19 protein-coding genes are annotated in these 18,402 nt (G+C 42.3%); 17 read left to right on the forward strand and 2 right to left on the reverse strand.

Annotated features, from left to right (window positions below; all coding sequences use genetic code 11):
* Positions 1 to 11 precede the first annotated feature (11 nt).
* From P9989_RS02870 to P9989_RS02925, 13 genes are all read left to right on the forward strand, one after another.
* Positions 12 to 788, forward strand: a complete 777-nt coding sequence (locus tag P9989_RS02870; RefSeq protein ID WP_283077318.1) for an enoyl-CoA hydratase-related protein — start codon at positions 12 to 14, stop codon at positions 786 to 788.
* Between the two features lie 13 nt (positions 789 to 801).
* Complete coding sequence (locus P9989_RS02875) at positions 802 to 1,782, forward strand: MBL fold metallo-hydrolase (RefSeq protein ID WP_283077319.1); 981 nt, start codon at positions 802 to 804, stop codon at positions 1,780 to 1,782.
* Between the two features lie 167 nt (positions 1,783 to 1,949).
* On the forward strand, positions 1,950 to 2,888 hold the full coding sequence (locus P9989_RS02880; protein ID WP_283077320.1) for a Phenylacetic acid catabolic protein: 939 nt from the start codon (positions 1,950 to 1,952) through the stop codon (positions 2,886 to 2,888).
* 2 nt (positions 2,889 to 2,890) lie between these two features.
* On the forward strand, positions 2,891 to 3,217 hold the full coding sequence (locus tag P9989_RS02885; protein ID WP_283077321.1) for a metal-sulfur cluster assembly factor: 327 nt from the start codon (positions 2,891 to 2,893) through the stop codon (positions 3,215 to 3,217).
* A complete protein-coding gene (locus P9989_RS02890) occupies positions 3,214 to 3,447 on the forward strand; it encodes a hypothetical protein (RefSeq protein ID WP_283077322.1) in 234 nt (77 codons plus the stop codon). The genes P9989_RS02885 and P9989_RS02890 overlap by 4 nt, the downstream gene beginning before the upstream one ends.
* Positions 3,448 to 4,086, forward strand: coding sequence for a Phenylacetic acid catabolic protein (locus tag P9989_RS02895; protein WP_283077323.1), 639 nt, complete (start codon positions 3,448 to 3,450; stop codon positions 4,084 to 4,086).
* Positions 4,079 to 4,240 carry a PaaD-like zinc ribbon domain-containing protein gene (locus P9989_RS21620; protein ID WP_428841945.1) on the forward strand — a complete coding sequence of 54 codons (162 nt, stop codon included), beginning with the start codon at positions 4,079 to 4,081 and terminating at the stop codon, positions 4,238 to 4,240. Before P9989_RS02895 ends, P9989_RS21620 begins: the two co-directional genes overlap by 8 nt.
* Positions 4,241 to 4,262: 22 nt before the next feature.
* Positions 4,263 to 5,132 (forward strand): 3-hydroxyacyl-CoA dehydrogenase NAD-binding domain-containing protein, encoded by an 870-nt coding sequence (locus tag P9989_RS02900; RefSeq protein WP_283077324.1) that lies wholly within the window; start codon positions 4,263 to 4,265, stop codon positions 5,130 to 5,132.
* Positions 5,107 to 5,877, forward strand: a complete 771-nt coding sequence (locus P9989_RS02905) for a 3-hydroxyacyl-CoA dehydrogenase family protein (RefSeq protein ID WP_283077325.1) — start codon at positions 5,107 to 5,109, stop codon at positions 5,875 to 5,877. The genes P9989_RS02900 and P9989_RS02905 overlap by 26 nt, the downstream gene beginning before the upstream one ends.
* 13 nt (positions 5,878 to 5,890) lie before the next feature.
* Positions 5,891 to 7,402: an aldehyde dehydrogenase family protein gene (locus P9989_RS02910; protein WP_283077326.1), complete on the forward strand. Its 1,512-nt coding sequence runs from the start codon at positions 5,891 to 5,893 to the stop codon at positions 7,400 to 7,402.
* A 35-nt stretch (positions 7,403 to 7,437) separates the two neighbouring features.
* Complete coding sequence (locus P9989_RS02915; protein WP_283077327.1) at positions 7,438 to 8,229, forward strand: enoyl-CoA hydratase/isomerase family protein; 792 nt, start codon at positions 7,438 to 7,440, stop codon at positions 8,227 to 8,229.
* Between the two features lie 106 nt (positions 8,230 to 8,335).
* A complete protein-coding gene (locus tag P9989_RS02920) occupies positions 8,336 to 9,910 on the forward strand; it encodes a benzoate-CoA ligase family protein (protein ID WP_283077328.1) in 1,575 nt (524 codons plus the stop codon).
* Between the two features lie 105 nt (positions 9,911 to 10,015).
* Positions 10,016 to 11,218 (forward strand): acetyl-CoA C-acyltransferase, encoded by a 1,203-nt coding sequence (locus tag P9989_RS02925; protein ID WP_283077329.1) that lies wholly within the window; start codon positions 10,016 to 10,018, stop codon positions 11,216 to 11,218.
* Between the two features lie 82 nt (positions 11,219 to 11,300).
* On the opposite strand, the gene P9989_RS02930 is transcribed toward P9989_RS02925, so the two are convergent.
* Entirely contained in the window at positions 11,301 to 11,864 is a 564-nt protein-coding gene (locus P9989_RS02930; RefSeq protein ID WP_283077330.1) for a shikimate kinase, read from the reverse strand.
* A gap of 266 nt (positions 11,865 to 12,130) precedes the next feature.
* Between P9989_RS02930 and aroD the strand changes: the two genes are divergently transcribed.
* Complete coding sequence (gene aroD / locus P9989_RS02935; protein WP_283077331.1) at positions 12,131 to 12,904, forward strand: type I 3-dehydroquinate dehydratase; 774 nt, start codon at positions 12,131 to 12,133, stop codon at positions 12,902 to 12,904.
* 110 nt (positions 12,905 to 13,014) lie between these two features.
* Here the strand turns inward: aroD and P9989_RS02940 are convergent, their stop codons facing one another.
* Positions 13,015 to 13,236, reverse strand: a complete 222-nt coding sequence (locus P9989_RS02940) for a YjcZ family sporulation protein (RefSeq protein ID WP_283077332.1) — start codon at positions 13,234 to 13,236, stop codon at positions 13,015 to 13,017.
* Between the two features lie 705 nt (positions 13,237 to 13,941).
* On the opposite strand from P9989_RS02940, the gene P9989_RS02945 reads away from it, so the two are divergent.
* From P9989_RS02945 to P9989_RS02955, 3 genes are read left to right on the forward strand one after another with little or no spacing between them, the layout of a single operon-like run.
* On the forward strand, positions 13,942 to 14,907 hold the full coding sequence (locus P9989_RS02945) for an AAA family ATPase (RefSeq protein ID WP_283077333.1): 966 nt from the start codon (positions 13,942 to 13,944) through the stop codon (positions 14,905 to 14,907).
* Entirely contained in the window at positions 14,904 to 16,169 is a 1,266-nt protein-coding gene (locus P9989_RS02950; RefSeq protein ID WP_283077334.1) for a DUF58 domain-containing protein, read from the forward strand. Before P9989_RS02945 ends, P9989_RS02950 begins: the two co-directional genes overlap by 4 nt.
* On the forward strand, positions 16,169 to 18,373 hold the full coding sequence (locus P9989_RS02955) for a DUF4129 domain-containing transglutaminase family protein (protein WP_283077335.1): 2,205 nt from the start codon (positions 16,169 to 16,171) through the stop codon (positions 18,371 to 18,373). Before P9989_RS02950 ends, P9989_RS02955 begins: the two co-directional genes overlap by 1 nt.
* Positions 18,374 to 18,402 lie beyond the last annotated feature (29 nt).

Raw genomic sequence — 18,402 nt, forward strand, 5'->3', positions numbered from 1 at the left:
AGGCTTTATATATGGAAAAGGTACTTTTTGAAAAGCAAGGATACTTAGGGATCATAACCATTAATCGGCCAGAGCAGTTAAATTGTTTCGATTATGAAACTTTAGTGCAGCTCAGGGAGACTGTAGAACAGATTCAAATGGACAATGAGGTACGGGCTGTACTTATAACCGGATCGGGAGAAAAGTCGTTCAGTGCCGGTGCTGATTTGAAAGAAAGAAGAAATCTTTCTGAGCAGGAAGTCCGGCGTAATGTACGAATGATACGGGGAGTATTTAATGAGATTGAAAACTTAGCCCCGCCGACTATTGCAGCCGTGAATGGCTACGCTTTAGGCGGCGGACTTGAATTAGCACTTGTTTGTGATTTTAGGTATGCTTCGGAAAGCGCTGTCATGGGGTTGACCGAAGTCAGCTGGGCCATAATCCCCGGAGCAGGAGGAACACAAAGGTTAGCCCGGCTGATAGGTGCATCGAAGGCGAAGGAACTTATTTTAACCGCTCGTCGCGTTAATGCCGATAAAGCACTGGAGTTGGGGTTGGTGAATAAAGTTTGCCCGGCTGAAGAGCTAATGTCTGAAGCCGGACAATTGGCTGGGGAAATCATGAGAAATGGTCCGTTAGCTGTTACACAAGCCAAATATGCCATTAATCATGGAAACAATTCAGATCTGAATACTGGATTAGCGATTGAAGCTAAAGCCTATGAAATGATTATTCCGACTGAAGACCGTGTGGAAGCATTAGAGGCTTTTAGGGAAAAAAGAGAAGCCAACTTTAAAGCTCGTTAAAAGGAGGAGCTGAATGAATCTCAATAAAATCGAAGGAAATGGGTATCGAATAGGTATTCCAGTCCCGTTTCCGATGAAGTATGTCTACTGTTATCTGCTTCCAAGTGATGATTCCTATGTTTTGATTGATACGGGCTACAATTATGGAAAAGCACGGGAAGCATGGGAGGAAGTGTTTGATCAACTTACTGTTGACCCGCTTTCAATACGGGCTATTTATGTTACTCATTTTCACCCTGACCACTCGGGCCTTGCGCATTGGATGCAGCAAAAGACGGGTGCAGCAATATATATGCACGCAAGTGACCGGGAGATGATGGATCGAGTGTGGGGCAAGGGAACTGTGCAAACTGCCCGCATAGAAGAAATGATGAAAAAACACGGTGTTCCTGCTGCACTTAGCAGCGAGATTGCTGATCATATGGATAAAATGTCGCAGCAGATGAGACCCTTGCCTGACATTCAAGAGCTCGATCATGATCCGGTCTTTATGGACTCGTCATGGCAAGTTCTTCATACTCCTGGCCATAGTGACGGTATGTTCTGCCTTTATAACGAACAGGAACAAAAGGTGTTCTCATCTGATCTGATCTTGTATCCAATCACACCAAACATTAGCGTGTGGCCGGGCGCGAGTCAACGACCGCTTCACGATTATCATTTGTCTTTGCAGAAAATAAAGAGATTGCCAGTGAAAACAGCCTATACCGCTCACGGAGAGCCCATCCACAATGTGAAGGAGCGAATCGATGAGCTTATTGAACATCATGATCAACGACTTAAACAGATGGAAGAACTGGCGGGTGGGCTGACGGCTTATCAGATTGCTTCAACTGTTTTTGCGCATCGGGATTTAACACCGCACCAATGGCGGTTTGCAATGGCTGAGACGATTGCTCATCTGCATTATTTAGAAGAAGAGAAGCGGACAAGAACTTGGAAAGATCATGAAGGAACAATCTATAACGAACATATCCATAAAACGGTTACTTAATCACGAGGGAACTTTCCTTCGTGATTTTTTTTGCGCATCGGCGGAGTAAGTATAATATTAACTTTCGTCAAAAAAACATAATAAAGTGATTGACAAAAAAACGCCGATGTTCTATATTATTATTTAACAACGATAATTCAAAAAACATAATTAAAAGAGGTGGAGAAATGAGCCAGGCGGAAGTTTTAATGGAAAAAGTTCAAAAGGGGTTTATGGTCGAACGATTGGAAGACATGGATGAGGACTATAAAAAAGCATTGATGCAAACCCTCACCATAGTTGGGGATACAGAATTGCTCAGCGTGCCGCCGCTGCTGACGGTGTACAACGATGCACCAGATCTAAATTATAAAATTACTGCCCTCGCCGTTATGCAGGATGAATTAGGGCATGCACATATTGCATACCGGCTGTTGGAAGCTCTGGGAGAAGATGTAGATGAACTGCTTTATGAACGTTCTCCAAATCGATGGAAAAACCCTTATGCATTTGACTTTCCATTAAATAATTGGATTGAACTTGGAGTTTTTAACGGTTTGTTTGACAGGGCTGGATATACCCTTTTGGGGGATGCTTTCGAACATACTTCATATGGACCATGGAAACGAGCCCTGGTCAAGGTAGATAAAGAAGAATTGTTCCACTTACGTAATGGCGAAATCATTATGAAAAAAGGAATGAAGAATCCGGAAACAGCCAAACAAGTCCAAGAAGCTGCCGACTGGATGTTTATGATGGGGCTCGAGTTTTTCGGTGTATCAGATTCACATAAGAGCCGCTCGGCACAAATTGATTACCGAATAAAAGGAAGTAAGAATGATGAGTTACGTCAAAAATGGATGTCTACCGCAGTTCCATTCTGTGAATCTATTGGAGTAGATGTACCGGCACATTATGACGAAGAGCAAGAAAAATATGTAGTAGATGTTCCGTTCCCATGCAAGTTTGATCTCGAGAATCGCAAATGGTTACATGATGAACCTGACACATGGTCGGGAATGATCGAAAGATTTAAGAAACGTGGTCCTCAAAACGAAGAGTTTGTGCAGCGAATTCAAAAAGGTGTGAAGGAATTAGAAAAAATGCGCCAGGAGGAGGCTTCGTAACAATGAGTGTTATTCATCAGTCAGCCGAACAATATTGGGAAGCTTTAAAGGAAGTTATGGATCCTGAGTTTCCTATAAGCGTAGTAGATATGGGGTTAATTCGAAATATTGCACAGCTAGAGGAAGGTGTCATCAAAGTGACGATGACGTATACATCCACGGGCTGTGCTTGTATGGTCTGGATTGAAAGCGATATCAAAGAGCGTTTACTTTCGGAGGAAGAAGTAAAAGAGGTGGAGATTGAAGTTCAATGGGATCCTGCCTGGACAGTCCATGACATGACTGAGGAAGGCAGAAGTAAAATGCAGAATTGGGGAGTGAGGTCATGACATCCCCAATTGAAAAAAATGAAGACTATATCCTCCTTACACGCATCAAGCGCGGGGATGATTTAATGCAGATTGGTTCATTCCGAGCTGCCAGCGATGAACTGGCCAAAATTTATGCAGCTAAGATATATGACGAAGAAGATTGGGTAGAGATGCATGTGGTTAAGGCATCCAATCTGGTCCCGGTTCGGCTGCCGAAAGGGCTATTTGAAAAGGAAGGGGTGAAGTAAATGACAGAAGAACAAATTAATGAACTAGTAAGTTTGGCTGAAACTATTGCTGATAACAAGTTCATTATGGGAGAACAGCTGGTAGAAATTGGCGTCAGTGGGCCTAATCTCGAAGCCTCGCTTGCATCTATATCCATGGCTCAGGGCGAACTTGGTCATGCGCGTCTATTATATCGATGGTCGTATGAAGTTCAGGGTCTACGGGCTGGAAAATTAGATGTAAAGGAACAAACGGGAAAAGCCTTCGATCAAATCGTAAATGCTTCGAACTGGGTAGAGCTTATCGCTGGCTTATACGTAAATAATGTGGCTATTGATTTAATCATGCAGGAACTAATAAAGAATAAAGGAAAAGATTTAAATGCTCAATTCAGTAAGATGGCGAATGAACTTAACGAACATATTACCTATTCAAAGAATTGGTGCAAACAACTGATCAATGATAAAGGTTCTATACCGAGGAGAGTACAAGTTGATTTGGAGAAAGCCTACGAATCGGCAAGTACATGGATAAAAGAAATTGAAGAAAACACTCATTTGAAAGAAGCGGGTGCTGTTGACGAATCTAGTAATCTAGGAAAATCATTTGAACCGACCATTAACGAGGTACTTGGTGAAAGGTCCGTTACTCATGCCTGAGAGTGATAAAGACATTCAATGTCCATTTTGTTCTTCTGGAGATGTAGAACTTATTGCTCCTTTTGGGACAGCACAGCTTGTCAGACAATACTACTGTAACCATTGTAAAAGCGTTTTTGAATATATCAAATGGCAAAGCGCTTCCCATGGGTAGTGAAGGGTGGTGATGAATAGTCATGGAAGGTGTCAATAAAGTAGCTGTCATTGGATCAGGAACTATGGGAGCAGGGATTGCCCAGGTTGCCATTCAGAATGGTTATTCTTCTATTCTCTATGATATTGATCAACAACAATTAGCAAAGGCTAAAGCACAAGTATTTAAACGTTTGGAGCGGTTGGTTGAAAAAGGCAGGATTCTGGACGAAGAGTCTATTCAGGCTAAGGAGAAGTTGATGGTAACTACTGATTTAAAAAGCCTTGAAAAGGTAGATTTAGTTATAGAAGCTGCTCCTGAAAAATTGGACATCAAAAAATCAATTTTTCACCAGTTAAACGATATCTGTTCACCTGAAACCCTTTTTGCCACCAATACTTCATCCTTATCGATTACAGAAATAGCGGGATACATCCAAGACCCATCGAGGCTGGCTGGATTTCATTTTTTTAACCCGGCACCACTCATGCCGCTAGTTGAAATCGTCCAGGGAATATCCACCAATCAAGATACAATCAACAGATTAAAGGATTTTGCAGAAAAGATTCATAAATATCCAGTGGTTTGTCAAGACACTCCGGGATTTATCGTCAATCGAGTCGCCAGGCCGTTTTATAATGAAGCATTAAGGATCATGAATGATCAAGTAGCAAGTGTCGAGCAAATAGACCGAATTATGAAAAAGGCCGGCGGTTTTAAAATGGGACCGTTTGAACTGCAGGATTTAATTGGTATTGATATTAATTTAGCCACTACCAGAACCGTATACAGTAGTTTCTATGGAGAAAATCGCTTTCGACCGCACTATTATCAGGAGCGGATGGTCCAGGCCGGCCGGCTTGGTCGTAAAACAGAGGGAGGGTTTTATGATTATGCCTCAGCTGAACATTAGTATTATTGGCAGAAACCAAGCGGCGGAGTCGATCTTTACCCTTTTGAAGCATAATTACTTTGAAAGCGCTTCCCTGAATAATGACAGCCAGCTTGCCCATGCCGAACTGATTATTGAAACGGAGAATTTGGAACGCCATGAGAAAATCAATAATCTTAAGAGGATTGATGGGCTGGGATCCCAAGGAGCTACTATATTATCGTCTACTTTGCAGTGGACCGCAACTGAAGTAGCCTCCTGGCTGACTCATCCAGAAAGATTAGTTGGTTTTGGCGCTTTTGCTGATGTGGGTCAATCTCAGTTGATAGAAATAGCACCTGGTTTGCAAACTGAACCTCAACACCTTCAATTGGCCAAGGATCAATTGAAGCTAATGGGGAAGGAAATCGAGATGGTGGAAGATGAGGCGGGCCTCGTCTATCCCCGTATACTCAGCTTAATCATTAATGAGGCTATTTTTGCCTTAGCTGAGGGAACAGCAAGTGCGGAGGATATCGATAACGCGATGAAGAAAGGCACCAACTATCCTGATGGTCCATTAGAGTGGGCGGAAAAGGTTGGGATTGACAATGTTTATGCTGTATTAAACGGACTTTATCGTCAACTCGGCGAGGAGAGGTACCGGCCTGCATCGTTATTACGCAAATTAGTTTATGCCGGCTGGACGGGAAGAGCTTCGGGTAAAGGGTTGTACTACTATGAACAGCAAAGGTTAAACCATTCAAGTAATTACCAAAATGTCTAAGGAGGATTTCTTAATGGCTACAGGTACCACTGAAGTAAAGGTAGAAAAAGATACTTATCAATTGTTAATCAATGGGGCATACACTGATGGCCTTAGCGGCAACTATTTTGAAACTTACAATCCTGCAACTGGAGAGTCAATTGCTAAAGTAGCAAAAGCTTCAAAAGAAGATGTAGATCTTGCGGTGGAGTCAGCAAGAAATGCATTTACTTCTGGAAAATGGCCAAAGCAAGGACCAGCAAAGCGAGCACGTCTGTTAAATAAAATTGCCTCTATTATGCGTGAGCGCTTTAACGAACTGGTAGAAGTAGAGGTATTGAATAGTGGTAAAACGGTAGCAGCAGCCCAGGGCCAAGTCAGTCAGGCGATTGAGGACTTTGAATTTTATGCAGGGGCGATTTCCACTTTTGGCGGGGCTACCAATCCCATGGTACCGAATGGATTTTTCAACTATACAGAGAAAGTGCCAGTAGGAGTTTGTGCTCAAATTATTCCTTGGAATTATCCATTGATGATGGCTGCCTGGAAACTTGCACCTGCTTTAGCAGCAGGGTGTACGATCGTTTTGAAACCGGCAAGCTATACACCAATTACAGCCTTCATGCTTGCAGATATTTGTCATGAAGCTGGACTTCCAGATGGAGTATTAAATGTTATTACCGGCAGTGGATCCGAAATCGGTCCTTACTTAACGGAACATCCTGACGTTGACAAAGTGGCATTCACAGGTGAAACAGATACGGGCAAGGATATTATGGCGAGAGCTTCTGAAACGCTGAAACGTGTCACGTTAGAACTTGGCGGCAAATCTCCAAGCATCGTTTGTGAAGATTGTGACCTGGAAGGCGCGGTTGACGGATCCCTGTTTGGTATCTTTTATAACACAGGACAATCATGTGAGGCGCGTTCAAGAGTGTTTATCCATGAATCGATTTATGATCAGTTTGTCGATCGTTTTATAGAAAAGGCAAAGAGAATTAAGGTGGGAGATCCGTTTAATAAAACGACGCACATGGGGGCGCTAATCTCCGAAAGTCATGAAAAGACCGTAGATGATTACGTTAAGTTAGCACAGGAAGAAGGAGGAGAAGTTCTTTACGGCGGAAAAAGACCTGAAGGAGAAGCCTATCAAAATGGGCACTGGTATATGCCGACCATCATTGGAAATGTAAGCAATGACATGCGGATTGCTCAGGAAGAAGTGTTTGGACCCGTTGTTGTATTAATGAAATATACGGACGAAAAAGAAGTGCTTCAACGAGCGAATGACTCAATCTTTGGGCTTGGCTCCGCAGTATGGACAAAGGATCATGGCAAAGCCCATCGTCTTGCCTCTGGTTTGCGCGCAGGTATCGTGATGGTAAACAATCCGATCTCTGCTTTTCCAGGAGCTCCGTTTGGCGGGTTTAAGCAATCCGGTTTTGGCCGTGAATTAGGGGCTGAAACATTGGATCTGTACTCTGAAACGAAGAGTGTTGTTTCTTATGTAGGGAAAAAACCACTTAATATATTAGGTGTTGAATAAATATAAAATTTTAAATTATTTAGGAGGAATGAAACATGACAACAGCAACTGAAAACAAATTGACGGTAACAAAGAACAATGGGATTGCAGAAGTCCACATTCACGTGAACAAGTCTAACTCTTACAATTTGGATTTTTACCGCGAATTGAATGCAGCGATTGATGAGATCCGCTTCGATAATGACATTAAGGTCGCCGTGCTCATGAGTGACATGCCGAAGTTTTTCTCAGCCGGGGCGGATGTTTCGTTCCTGAAATCCGCTGAACCGAAATTCAAAACACAGTTTTGCCTGTTCTGTAATGAAACCTTAGATAAAATCGCACGTTCACCGCAAATCTGGATAGCTTGTTTAGAAGGCCATACCGTAGGAGGCGGCCTTGAAATGGCGCTTGCCTGCGACCTTCGTTTTATGGGCGATGCCGCAGGGAAAATCGGACTCCCGGAAATCAGTCTTGGTGTGTTAGCCGGGACAGGCGGAACGCAGCGTCTGGCTCGTCAAGTTGGTCATTCTAAAGCACTGGATATGAATATTACCGGGGATACGATTTCCCCGCAAGAAGCGCTGGACATCCAACTCGTGGACAAAGTGTATCCACAAGAGGAAACACGTGAAAAGACGTTAGCTTATGCCGAGAAAGTGGCCAGCCAAGCGACATATGCTGCTTCTAACATTAAGCTATCCATCATGAATGGGAAGGAAATGCCGTTGAACGCAGCGATCCGTTACGAAGGGGAATTGCAGAATCTGTTGTTCCGTTCCGAAGATGCTCAGGAAGGCTTGAGTGCTTTCTTAGAAAAACGCGAGGCTGACTGGAGCGGAAAATAAGGGACGATGTTATAGTAGTGAAGAGTTAAGGTTGAACTTATTCTGCCTTAACTCTTTTTCTAAGCCAACTGTTGAATGCGCTTTCGTAAATAGATAGGAGGAGAAAATGTTACAGTCGGTTGATACATTGAGAGGAATAAAGGATTCTTATAATGCTGCTGTCCGTTTTGTTGACGATAATGTGAAGAATGGTAATCAAAATAAGATAGCCATCGCGTGTGGGGAAGATGAACTGACTTATCAGCAACTGTCACATCAGATGAATCAGTTCGGAAATGCTTTATTAGATATTGGCTTAGAAATAGAGAACCGAATCTTACTATCTCTTCCTGATTCTCCTGAATTTGTGGTTTCATTTTTCGGATCGGTAAAAATCGGTGCCGTACCTATTCCTGTTAATACAAACCTTCAGCCCCATGATTATGAGTATTTTTTAAACCACAGCCGTGCGAAAGTATTTGTTGTGTATGAAGAACTGTGGGAAGAGTTAAAAGCATACAAGGATCGTTTCCCTTTTCTGAAGCATGTCATTATTGTATCGGACAAGGGATCATCCATAGAGGAATTAAACTTCCACACTTTTATAGCAAAAGCCTCTCATCAACTAGATGAGTCCTATCCAACTACCTCTGAAGATTCAGCATTTTGGCTATATAGCTCGGGAAGCACTGGAACTCCAAAGGGGGTCATACATCGGCAGCGAAGTATGGAATCAGCATACTATAATTACGCTGTAAATATTTTGAATATTCAATCAGATGACATTGCCTTTTCTGCGTCGAAACTATATTTTGCGTACGGATTGGGCAACGGTATGTATTTTCCGTTTGGATCCGGAGCGACAGCTATATTACTTAAAGATAAGCCTACACCTGAAAAGGTTTTCGAGACGATCGAAGAGAAAAAACCGACTATATTTTTCGGTGTTCCTACACTCTATGGAGCAATGATTAATTACGTGGAAAAAATAGGGCGCATTCCTGACCTGTCCAGCGTACGTGTTTGTGTGTCTGCAGGAGAAGCATTGCCTGCCTCCTACGTCAAAAAATGGAGAGAACTGTTTAACGTTGATATTTTAGACGGCATTGGTTCAACTGAAGCCCTCCATATTTTCCTTTCTAACCAAAGCGGACAAGTTCAGCCAGGAAGTACGGGGAAAATTGTTCCCGGGTACAATGCTAAAATTGTCAATGAAGATGGACAAACACTATGTGCAAATGAAGTTGGCGATTTAGTTATTAAAGGTGACAGCATTGCTTCGGGTTATTGGTGCAACCTCACTGAGAATTACCATAAGTTCAAAGGGGAGTGGATGTATACAGGAGACAAGTACTATCAGGATGACGATGGCTACTTCTGGTACTGTGGCCGCTCCGATGACATGCTTAAAGTAGGGGGGATTTGGGTTTCTCCGATTGAAATTGAATCAACTCTCTTGCAGCACGAGGATGTGTTAGAGGTGGCAGTTGTCGGAGAAACGAATACAGCTAATCTAGTTCATCCTAAGGCTTATGTCATTTTAAAAGAACTTGAAAAGGCAAGCGGTGAATTAGCGGAATCACTAAAATTGTATGTGAAGGATCAGTTGGCGCCTTATAAATATCCACGAGAAATCGAGTTTATTGAAGAACTTCCGAAAACAGCAACAGGGAAAATACAACGATTTAAATTAAAAACATAGTTTTTTTCTCGAACTTAGCCGGACTTCCTTAAGAGTGAAGAGATTACTCCGGAAGAAATTTTATACGATACTAGCCGTTACTTTTCTATAGAAGGAGAATCGTTAATGAATGAAGTAGTAATCGTCGACGCAGTTCGAACTCCAATAGGCAGGTATAAAGGAGCTTTAAAAAATATAAGACCAGATGACCTCGGGGCTGCTGTAATTAAAGCGTTGATGGATCGAAATACCAGTCTGCCTCCTGAGGAGGTGGGGGATGTCATATTGGGTAATGCCAACGGGGCGGGAGAGGAAAACCGCAACGTTGCGCGAATGGCCCTTTTGTTAGCTGGTTTACCCCAGGAGGTTAGCGGAACTACGATAAACCGCCTTTGTGGATCCAGTCTTGATGCCGTAAGTATGGCAGCTCGATCGATTCTATCGGGAGAGGAAGACATCATGATTGCCGGCGGAACTGAAAGCATGTCACGTGCCCCCTTCGTCATGCCTAAACCCGAAAAAGAGTTTCCTAGGGGAAACATGGAACTCTATGATACGACAATAGGATGGCGGTTTATTAATCCGCAACTACAGGAAATGTATGGGACAGATTCGATGCCGCAGACAGCAGAAAATGTTGCCAGGCGATATCATATCACCCGAGAAGAACAGGACGAGTTCGCATTGATGAGTCAGCAGCGTGCCAAAGAGGCTGTTGAAGCGGATCGGTTTGCCGAAGAGATCATCCCCGTGCTGTCCAGGGACAAACGGGGAAATGAAGAATGGATTGATAAGGATGAACACCTTCGTCCTCAGACAACAATAGAAAAGCTTAGTAAACTTCGGTCTTTATTTCCTGATGGAACCATTACTGCCGGAAACGCTTCCGGGGTCAATGATGGAGCCTCCGCCTTACTGCTAATGAGTGCAGATCGCGCCAGGGAACTTGGGCTCCAGCCTTTGGCCAAGTACACAGCCTCAGCAACTGCAGGAGTTGAACCATCTGTCATGGGACTAGGACCTATCTCAGCAACGCAAAAGCTTATAAAGAAAAATTCCCTAAATGTGAATGATTTTGATTTAATTGAATTAAATGAAGCATTTGCGTCTCAATCCTTAGAATGTATAAACCAGCTTGGCCTAGATAGGGAACAGGTTAATGTAAATGGAGGAGCTATTGCATTTGGCCATCCTTTAGGTGCAAGCGGAGCGAGGATGTTAACAACTTTGGTCCATGAAATGAAGAAGCGCGATGTCGCCAGAGGTCTGGCTACAATGTGTATTGGTGTTGGGCAAGGAATTTCTGTTGCCGTGGAGAACATAGGTTAGAGATTTGTTTTTTAAAAACTCCATCGAGAAATGCAATGCTGGATCGAGGGCAATCACCCCTTGATCCAGCATTCATGATAATCTAATTGTATAATTTCCAGGATAACTTCAATGAATCAACAATATAATTCGCTGCTTCTTCTTCACTAAGCTGATCTGTTATTAATTTAGAATGATGATCTGCATAGGTCTCTCTTCTAGCTTGAAACAACAATTCGATCTCCTCTATTGTACGCCCTTGCAAAACTGGACGGGTTTCAATTAACATATCGAGTCTTTCTTTCCACATCTCCCATGAAAGATCCAGATGAAAAACAATACAATGACTGAGACAGACATCACGTATTTCTTCCTGTAGAAAAGCCCCTCCTCCAAGAGAGATGACTTTAAGATTCTGGTGGCAAAGCTCGGTAATGAGGTTCTTTTCCGCTTTACGAAACTCGCTTTCACCTAACGTTTTAAAAATTTTCGGAATAGGCATCTGATATTTACGCTCGATTTCTGAATCGGCGTCAATAAAGCTTCGATGCAGCTTCTGGGCAACCAGTTTCCCAATTGTAGTTTTACCGACCCCCATAAAGCCTACAAACACAATACTTTTTTCTTTTAATGGAATTTCTCTTAGTGAATTTTCTATATACCCCATAGATAAAGCATCCTTTAGTTAGTAGATTTGAATTGCTTGAACAAATAAAAAGTTGGATTGATTATATTATACTGCACATCGTTTTGGCAAAAAGATAGATTCAGGGACAAGCACTATTGACTAATATGCACTTCCTTTATTAGTTTTTTCTATGTGTCCGGAGGGATGTAAGCTATTAACGTTAAAAAAGAATTGTAAGTTTATAAGAAGTTTTATAGAATGACACTAATATTAGTCAAACAATATTGAATTAAGGAGACCTTCATATGGAGCGCAATAGCAAAGAATTGACAGTGAAGGGGAAAGTGATTGACGGACAGTCTCCCGCGATCTGTCTTCCGTTGATTGGAACGAATGAGGAAGAGCTGATAAGAGAATTAAAGACAATTGTTGCACAAGAACCTGACCTGATTGAATGGCGTGGGGATTTTTTTGAGAAGCTGGATGAGGAAGCTAAAGTGATGGATGCACTTTTGAAGATTAAAGACTTGGCAGGAGAAATTCCAATTTTATTTACGATTCGTTCGGTTACTGAAGGTGGGGAACCAATCCCTTTAAATGAAGAAGCAAAAGTTCATTTGCTCACACGTTTAATAGAAACAGGTAAGATTGAGTTAGTGGATTACGAATTGCACAATGAGTCTAGATACATAGAGCATTTGCGTGAAGTAACCAGAAGTCATGATGTAAAGCTCATGGTTTCTTACCATAACTTTGAACAAACACCTCCACTGGAGTCCCTTTTTGAAAAAGGAGAACAGGCGGAGCAATATGAAGCGGACCTTGTAAAATTTGCAGTTATGCCTGATGATATGAAGGATGTATTAGTTGTGCTGGAAGCTACTCATAGTCTGGATTCATATCTCCGTATTCCTGTAGTAGCCATATCAATGGGGGGGAATGGATCAATCAGCAGAATGTTTGGGTGGAGGTTTGGTTCCATGATTACGTTTGCAGTTGGACACCAAAGTTCCGCGCCCGGGCAAATCCCTCTTGAAGATTTAAGAACAGTAGTGGGCATTATCAAGAAATCATTATAGCGAAACGTTACAGGCAGGTTAATAAGTTTGTACGGTGTGGGGAGGAGTATAGTAAAGGAAAAGAGCCAGGGCGGGTGCCTCTGGCTCTTTTCCTTTACTTTAAATGTTTATTATTTGTAGAATGAAGCACCAACAATAATGAGAAGGATAAACAACACTACAATTAAGGCGAAGTTGTTACCGCGTCTGCGGCCATGACCGCAGCCACCGTAACCGCCGAATCCGCCTACGTTATTTCCGTAACCGCCGAATCCACCAACGTTATTTCCGTAGCCGCCAAAGCCGCCGACATTGTTTCCGCCAAAGCCACCAACGTTATTTCCGTAACCCATAATCTCACCACCTTTTTAATCTATATAAGTACTTTATGAAAACTTTGGAATGGCGGAAGGGCTGATGACTAGTTGGAATAATAAAATCGGGACATTTACGCTATGTTTAGAGTGGAGGCTTCAAGCAGATCAGCGAAGATGCATTAAAAGCCTGCATCTTTTAAGAAGGCACGATGAAAAAAACTTTTTTTCGAAAAGGTGGGGCTGGCTCCAAATTTCCTTGAACAAACATGTGATGACTTGTTCCGTTTTTTTAGTATCCTTTAACTCCGTTAAGATCAGAGGATATAAAAAATGGATGTATTTATGGTACAACTGGTCGAGTGCCTGCTTATCTTTATGTATAATTCGAGTGATTAATTCCTGATCCATCCTCAACTACTCCGCCCCCCTCTTCTACAAGTCTACTATAAAATACCCCTAAATGTATTTTTCGAAACTCTCATAACATGTCTATAGACTTATATTATCGTATGTTTTGGGAAATTATGGTCTCTTGTGTTCAATGATAAGTGTTTAAAGTCATGACCCAGTCAAGCGAAAATCAATAAACTTTTTATCAAGAATAAATTCCGCTCATGGCAGAAAAGATTTTTTCTCTGTAAAAACGACGCACATATTTTGTCGTATGTCTATAGTTGTAGTATAGTTAGAGTGAGCGTGACTTTTCAGAATATATTGTCAAACTAGAGAGGGGTACACCGAATGACGAAGCAAACTCTATTATATCAACCAAAGATTGCTGAAGTCTTAAAGAATATTAACAAAGTAATGATTGGTAAGGAAGAAGCAGCACTCTTAAGTGTCATTGCCTTGCTTGCCAGGGGTCATGTTTTGCTGGAAGATGTACCAGGAGTAGGGAAGACAATGCTCGTGCGGACGCTCGCCAAGTCACTGGATTGTGATTTTAAACGTATTCAATTTACACCAGACCTGTTGCCTTCTGATGTAACAGGTGTTTCGATATATAATCCAAAAGATCTTCAATTTGAGTTTCGCCCCGGTCCGATTTTAGGGAATGTTGTTTTAGCGGATGAAATTAACCGAACATCACCTAAAACGCAGTCTGCTTTATTAGAGGGGATGGAAGAAACGAGCATAACGGTTGATGGGGAATCCGTGCCTCTAAACCAGCCGTTTTTCGTAATGGCTACACAAAACCCAATTGAATATGAAGGGACATATCCGTTGCCTGAAGCTCAATTGGATCGTTTCTTACTAAAACTTAAAATGGGTTACCCATCAGCTAATCAAGAGGTCGACATGCTTATGCGAACCTCAGTAAGCCATCCGATTCATGAGATTGAGGCCGTGATTTCAAGAGAGGAACTGATTGATCTTCAGAAGCAGACAGAAGACGTGTATATCGATCAGACGGTCAATCGATATATTGTGGAACTTGTAACAGGGACACGTAAACATAATGGGGTGTATCTAGGGGTAAGCCCTCGTGGTTCGATCGCGCTTATGAAGGCAGCAAAAGCCTATGCTTTTATACAGGATCGGGATTATGTAATTCCTGATGACATCAAATATTTAGCTCCCTATGTATTAGCCCATCGGATGATTCTAACGTCAGAGTCTAAGTTTGAAGGGTCAACCGCAGAGGATATTGTTGCAGAGCTTCTCACCGTAACATCGATACCGGTGCAGAGGAACGTGAGTGAATGAAGCCATCTCTTCGATTCGCAAGCAGGTTAGTAACGATCTTGCTTATATTTGCTGTCTTATTCTCTTATGCCATGTTTCAGGGTGGCTTTGTGAGTTGGTTTCTATTCTATAGTTTCCTTCCATTCCTCCTCTATATGACTGGGCTAACCTTTTATTCAATGGATAATTGGGAAGTCGATCGTCATTTTTCTAAGAGAGTAGCTACAGCAGGGGATACCATCCATGTAGAGGTAGTGATTACGAGAAGGTTTCTGTTCCCGATGTATTATTGTGTGATTGAAGAGCTTTTTCCGGAGTCATTAATGAAGCGGGATAATCATGTTGATAAATACCGAAACATGGATAATCCGGCGAGTTTGACTCAGTCGCGGCAAATAAAAAAAGTAGCCTTTCCTTGGTTTAAGCGTACGATCCGGTATCAGTATGAAATGGAGGAGTTACCAAGAGGTGAGCACTATCTGCAGGCGCTTCGAGTAAAGACCGGAGACTTTTTTGGATTTATCACAAAAGAAGCAACCTACCAGCTAAACAACAAGCTTCTTGTTTTTCCTCGTAAAAGACCAGTGAGGTTGAAAGAAAGTGCGCAAAGTTTTGAGCAAGGTGTCAGTCCCTCTTTTAAATTAAATGAGAAAAACACAAATGTTGTATCAGGGGTTAGAGAGTATGTCCCTGGGGATCGCTTCGCCTGGATTGACTGGAAGACGACAGCGAAAAGTAACCAAATGATGACAAAGGAATTTGAGCAGGAAAAAAGTGTAGATATGCTGGTCATATTAAATGCCGTGAATGAGTCGGATATGAATCCGTTAAGCTTTGAAGGGGCAGTTGAATTTAGTGCATCGTTACTGGATGAGATGCACAGCAGGTCGTCACAGCTCGCCTTTATGACACTTGGAGAGCAGAAGAGGTATTTCCCCTTCCAAAAAGATTATACCCAGAGAGATATGATTCAAGAACACCTTGCTAAAATTCGTCCCAACGGAAAAATGCCTTTCGTTGAACAGCTGGAGCGGGAGCTTGCACAGAACCTTTCAGGGATGCTGCTCCTTTTGGTCAGCCATCACTTAGATGCTCAAATGGTCGTCACTTTATCTCGACTAGCACAGAAAAGTAAGCGGCTTGTTTTCTTTTATGTCATACCCCAGAACCAAATAGATTTTCAAGGTCATAAATGGCTTAAGCAGTTGAAAAACTATGGAATCCTTGTGAACACCATCTCAGAAGGAGAATTAACACAGTTAGAATTTGAGGTGAACACATAATGGGCATCTCACCGGGAAAGCAAAGCCAGATCTATCAAATTGTTATCTATATATGCGGTTTTTTACTATTTTGTGAATGGTTAAGGCCGTTAGAAATGATTTCAGAGACACAAAATGTAAAAGTGTTTTTCATTTATGCAGGTTTTTGCTTTTTCATTTCGTTTCTGCAGGTAAACTGGATGATCTCCGTCCCTTTAAAGCTGCTTGGACTTATGTTCATTATTGATGGCTTGTATGTTGCCGAACAGATTTTCAGCGGGCAGTGGTTTGCGGTCGTTTATAATCAAGTGATTTACAATATTCAAGTGATTCAAGGCCAGCAATGGTGGGAAATGACCCCGTTGTTTAGAAGTCTATTATTCTTAATTTTATTATGGCTCATGAGTTATTTGCTATATTACTGGTTAATCATCGCGAAACGGATGCTGTTTTTTGTGACGTTAACCTTTGTATATGTCACTATTGTTGACACCTTTACGATTTATGATGGACAGTGGGCTATCATCCGTACCTTTATATTAGGAATGGTCTCATTAGGTCTGTCTCATTTCTTTAAGGAAATGGACAAGGAGAAGATATCCTTAAGGGGTGTGAAGAAAGCCCACTTATGGGCTGCCCCGCTAATAGGGGTGGTTATTTTCTCTACCTTAGCCGGATATGCAGCTCCGAAGTTAGAGCCTCAATGGCCAGATCCCGTTCCCTATTTAACTAGTAGTGATAGTGGAGCAGGGAGTGGACCGGGAGGCAGAGTCCAGAAGGTGGGTTATGGCGAAAATGATACGAGGCTCGGCGGATCCTTTGTTCAGGATGACACGGTAGTGTTTCAGGCAGTAGCCGATAGTAAGCAATACTGGCGAATTGAATCGAAGGACACTTATACAGGAAAAGGATGGGTCGATACTCTTGATGAACAGGTAACGAAAGTTTCACCTGAGGATATTGAGTTTCAAACGTTCACGGAACAAGTGGAAACGGAGGAGCATGTCGCCTTACTAAATTTTACGGATGATGCCGAGTTTAATAAACTGGTTTATCCGTATGGAGTCCAAGGCATGGAACGTTTTCCAGACCGGTACAATATTGCCTTACACGAGAACACAGGAGAGATGGATACCTTGCTGGAAGGGAATCCTGACCAGGTTGAGCAATATGTAACTCAATATAATGCGCCTTCTTTTGAATATAACCAGTTAAGGGAAGCTGACGGTGAGGATCCTGAAGAAATAAAGGAGCGCTATTTGCAGTTACCGGACAACCTGCCAGCACGTGTTCGGGAGCTGGCAAGTGAGATCGTCAGCGGCGAAGAAAACAGATATGACCGTGCAAAAGCTGTTGAATCGTATTTCTCTGCTAATGACTATGAATATTCAACTACAAATGTCCCGGTTCCAAATGAAAATCAGGATTACGTTGACCAATTTCTGTTCGAATCGAAAGTTGGTTATTGTGACAACTTCTCCACCTCTATGGTTGTTTTACTGCGAGCAGAAGGCATTCCCGCCCGCTGGGTTAAAGGGTTTACCGGTGGGGAACGCCAAAGTGAAACAGCGACAGTCAATAATCAAACGTTAAACATTTACGAAGTAACCAGTGGAAATGCCCACTCATGGGTAGAAGTGTATTTCCCGGAAATCGGCTGGGTTCCATTTGAACCGACCCAGGGTTTCACAAACAATACAGACTTTCACATGGACATCGAAGATACAGATAATGAGGAAGCCACTCCTGCAAGTGCTGATGAACCAGAACAGGACGAAACGTTGGGCGGACCAGAACAAATGCAGCAACAATCAGCTGATACGAGCGTTGGTCAATCGGATGTAAGCATCGGTCAGCAGTCGATATCATTATGGGCCGGTTTAATAGCGGCATTGCTCATTGCGGCCGTCCTCTACCTCACAAGGTTCAGGTGGATGTCTGCCATTTTAATTCGAAGGTTTAAAAAAATGGACCGTGAAGATACTTATGATCGGGCCTATCATTATCTATTGAGGGTTCTGGCTCATAAAAAAGGGATTAAACGTTGTCCAAACCAAACGCTTCGGGACTATGCGAGACAGGTCGACGCTCATTTTCAATCGAATGACATGCGGAAGTTAACCAATCATTATGAACGTGCTTTGTATCGAAATGAAAAAGGAATTGAGCATTGGCGTAAGGTCACAGAATTATGGGAAAATTTAATTAAAAAAGCATTGTCTTGATTCCGCATCATGCTGTTGATAGAATGAAT

Source organism: Halobacillus naozhouensis (assembly GCF_029714185.1).
Classification (GTDB): domain Bacteria; phylum Bacillota; class Bacilli; order Bacillales; family Halobacillaceae; genus Halobacillus_A; species Halobacillus_A naozhouensis.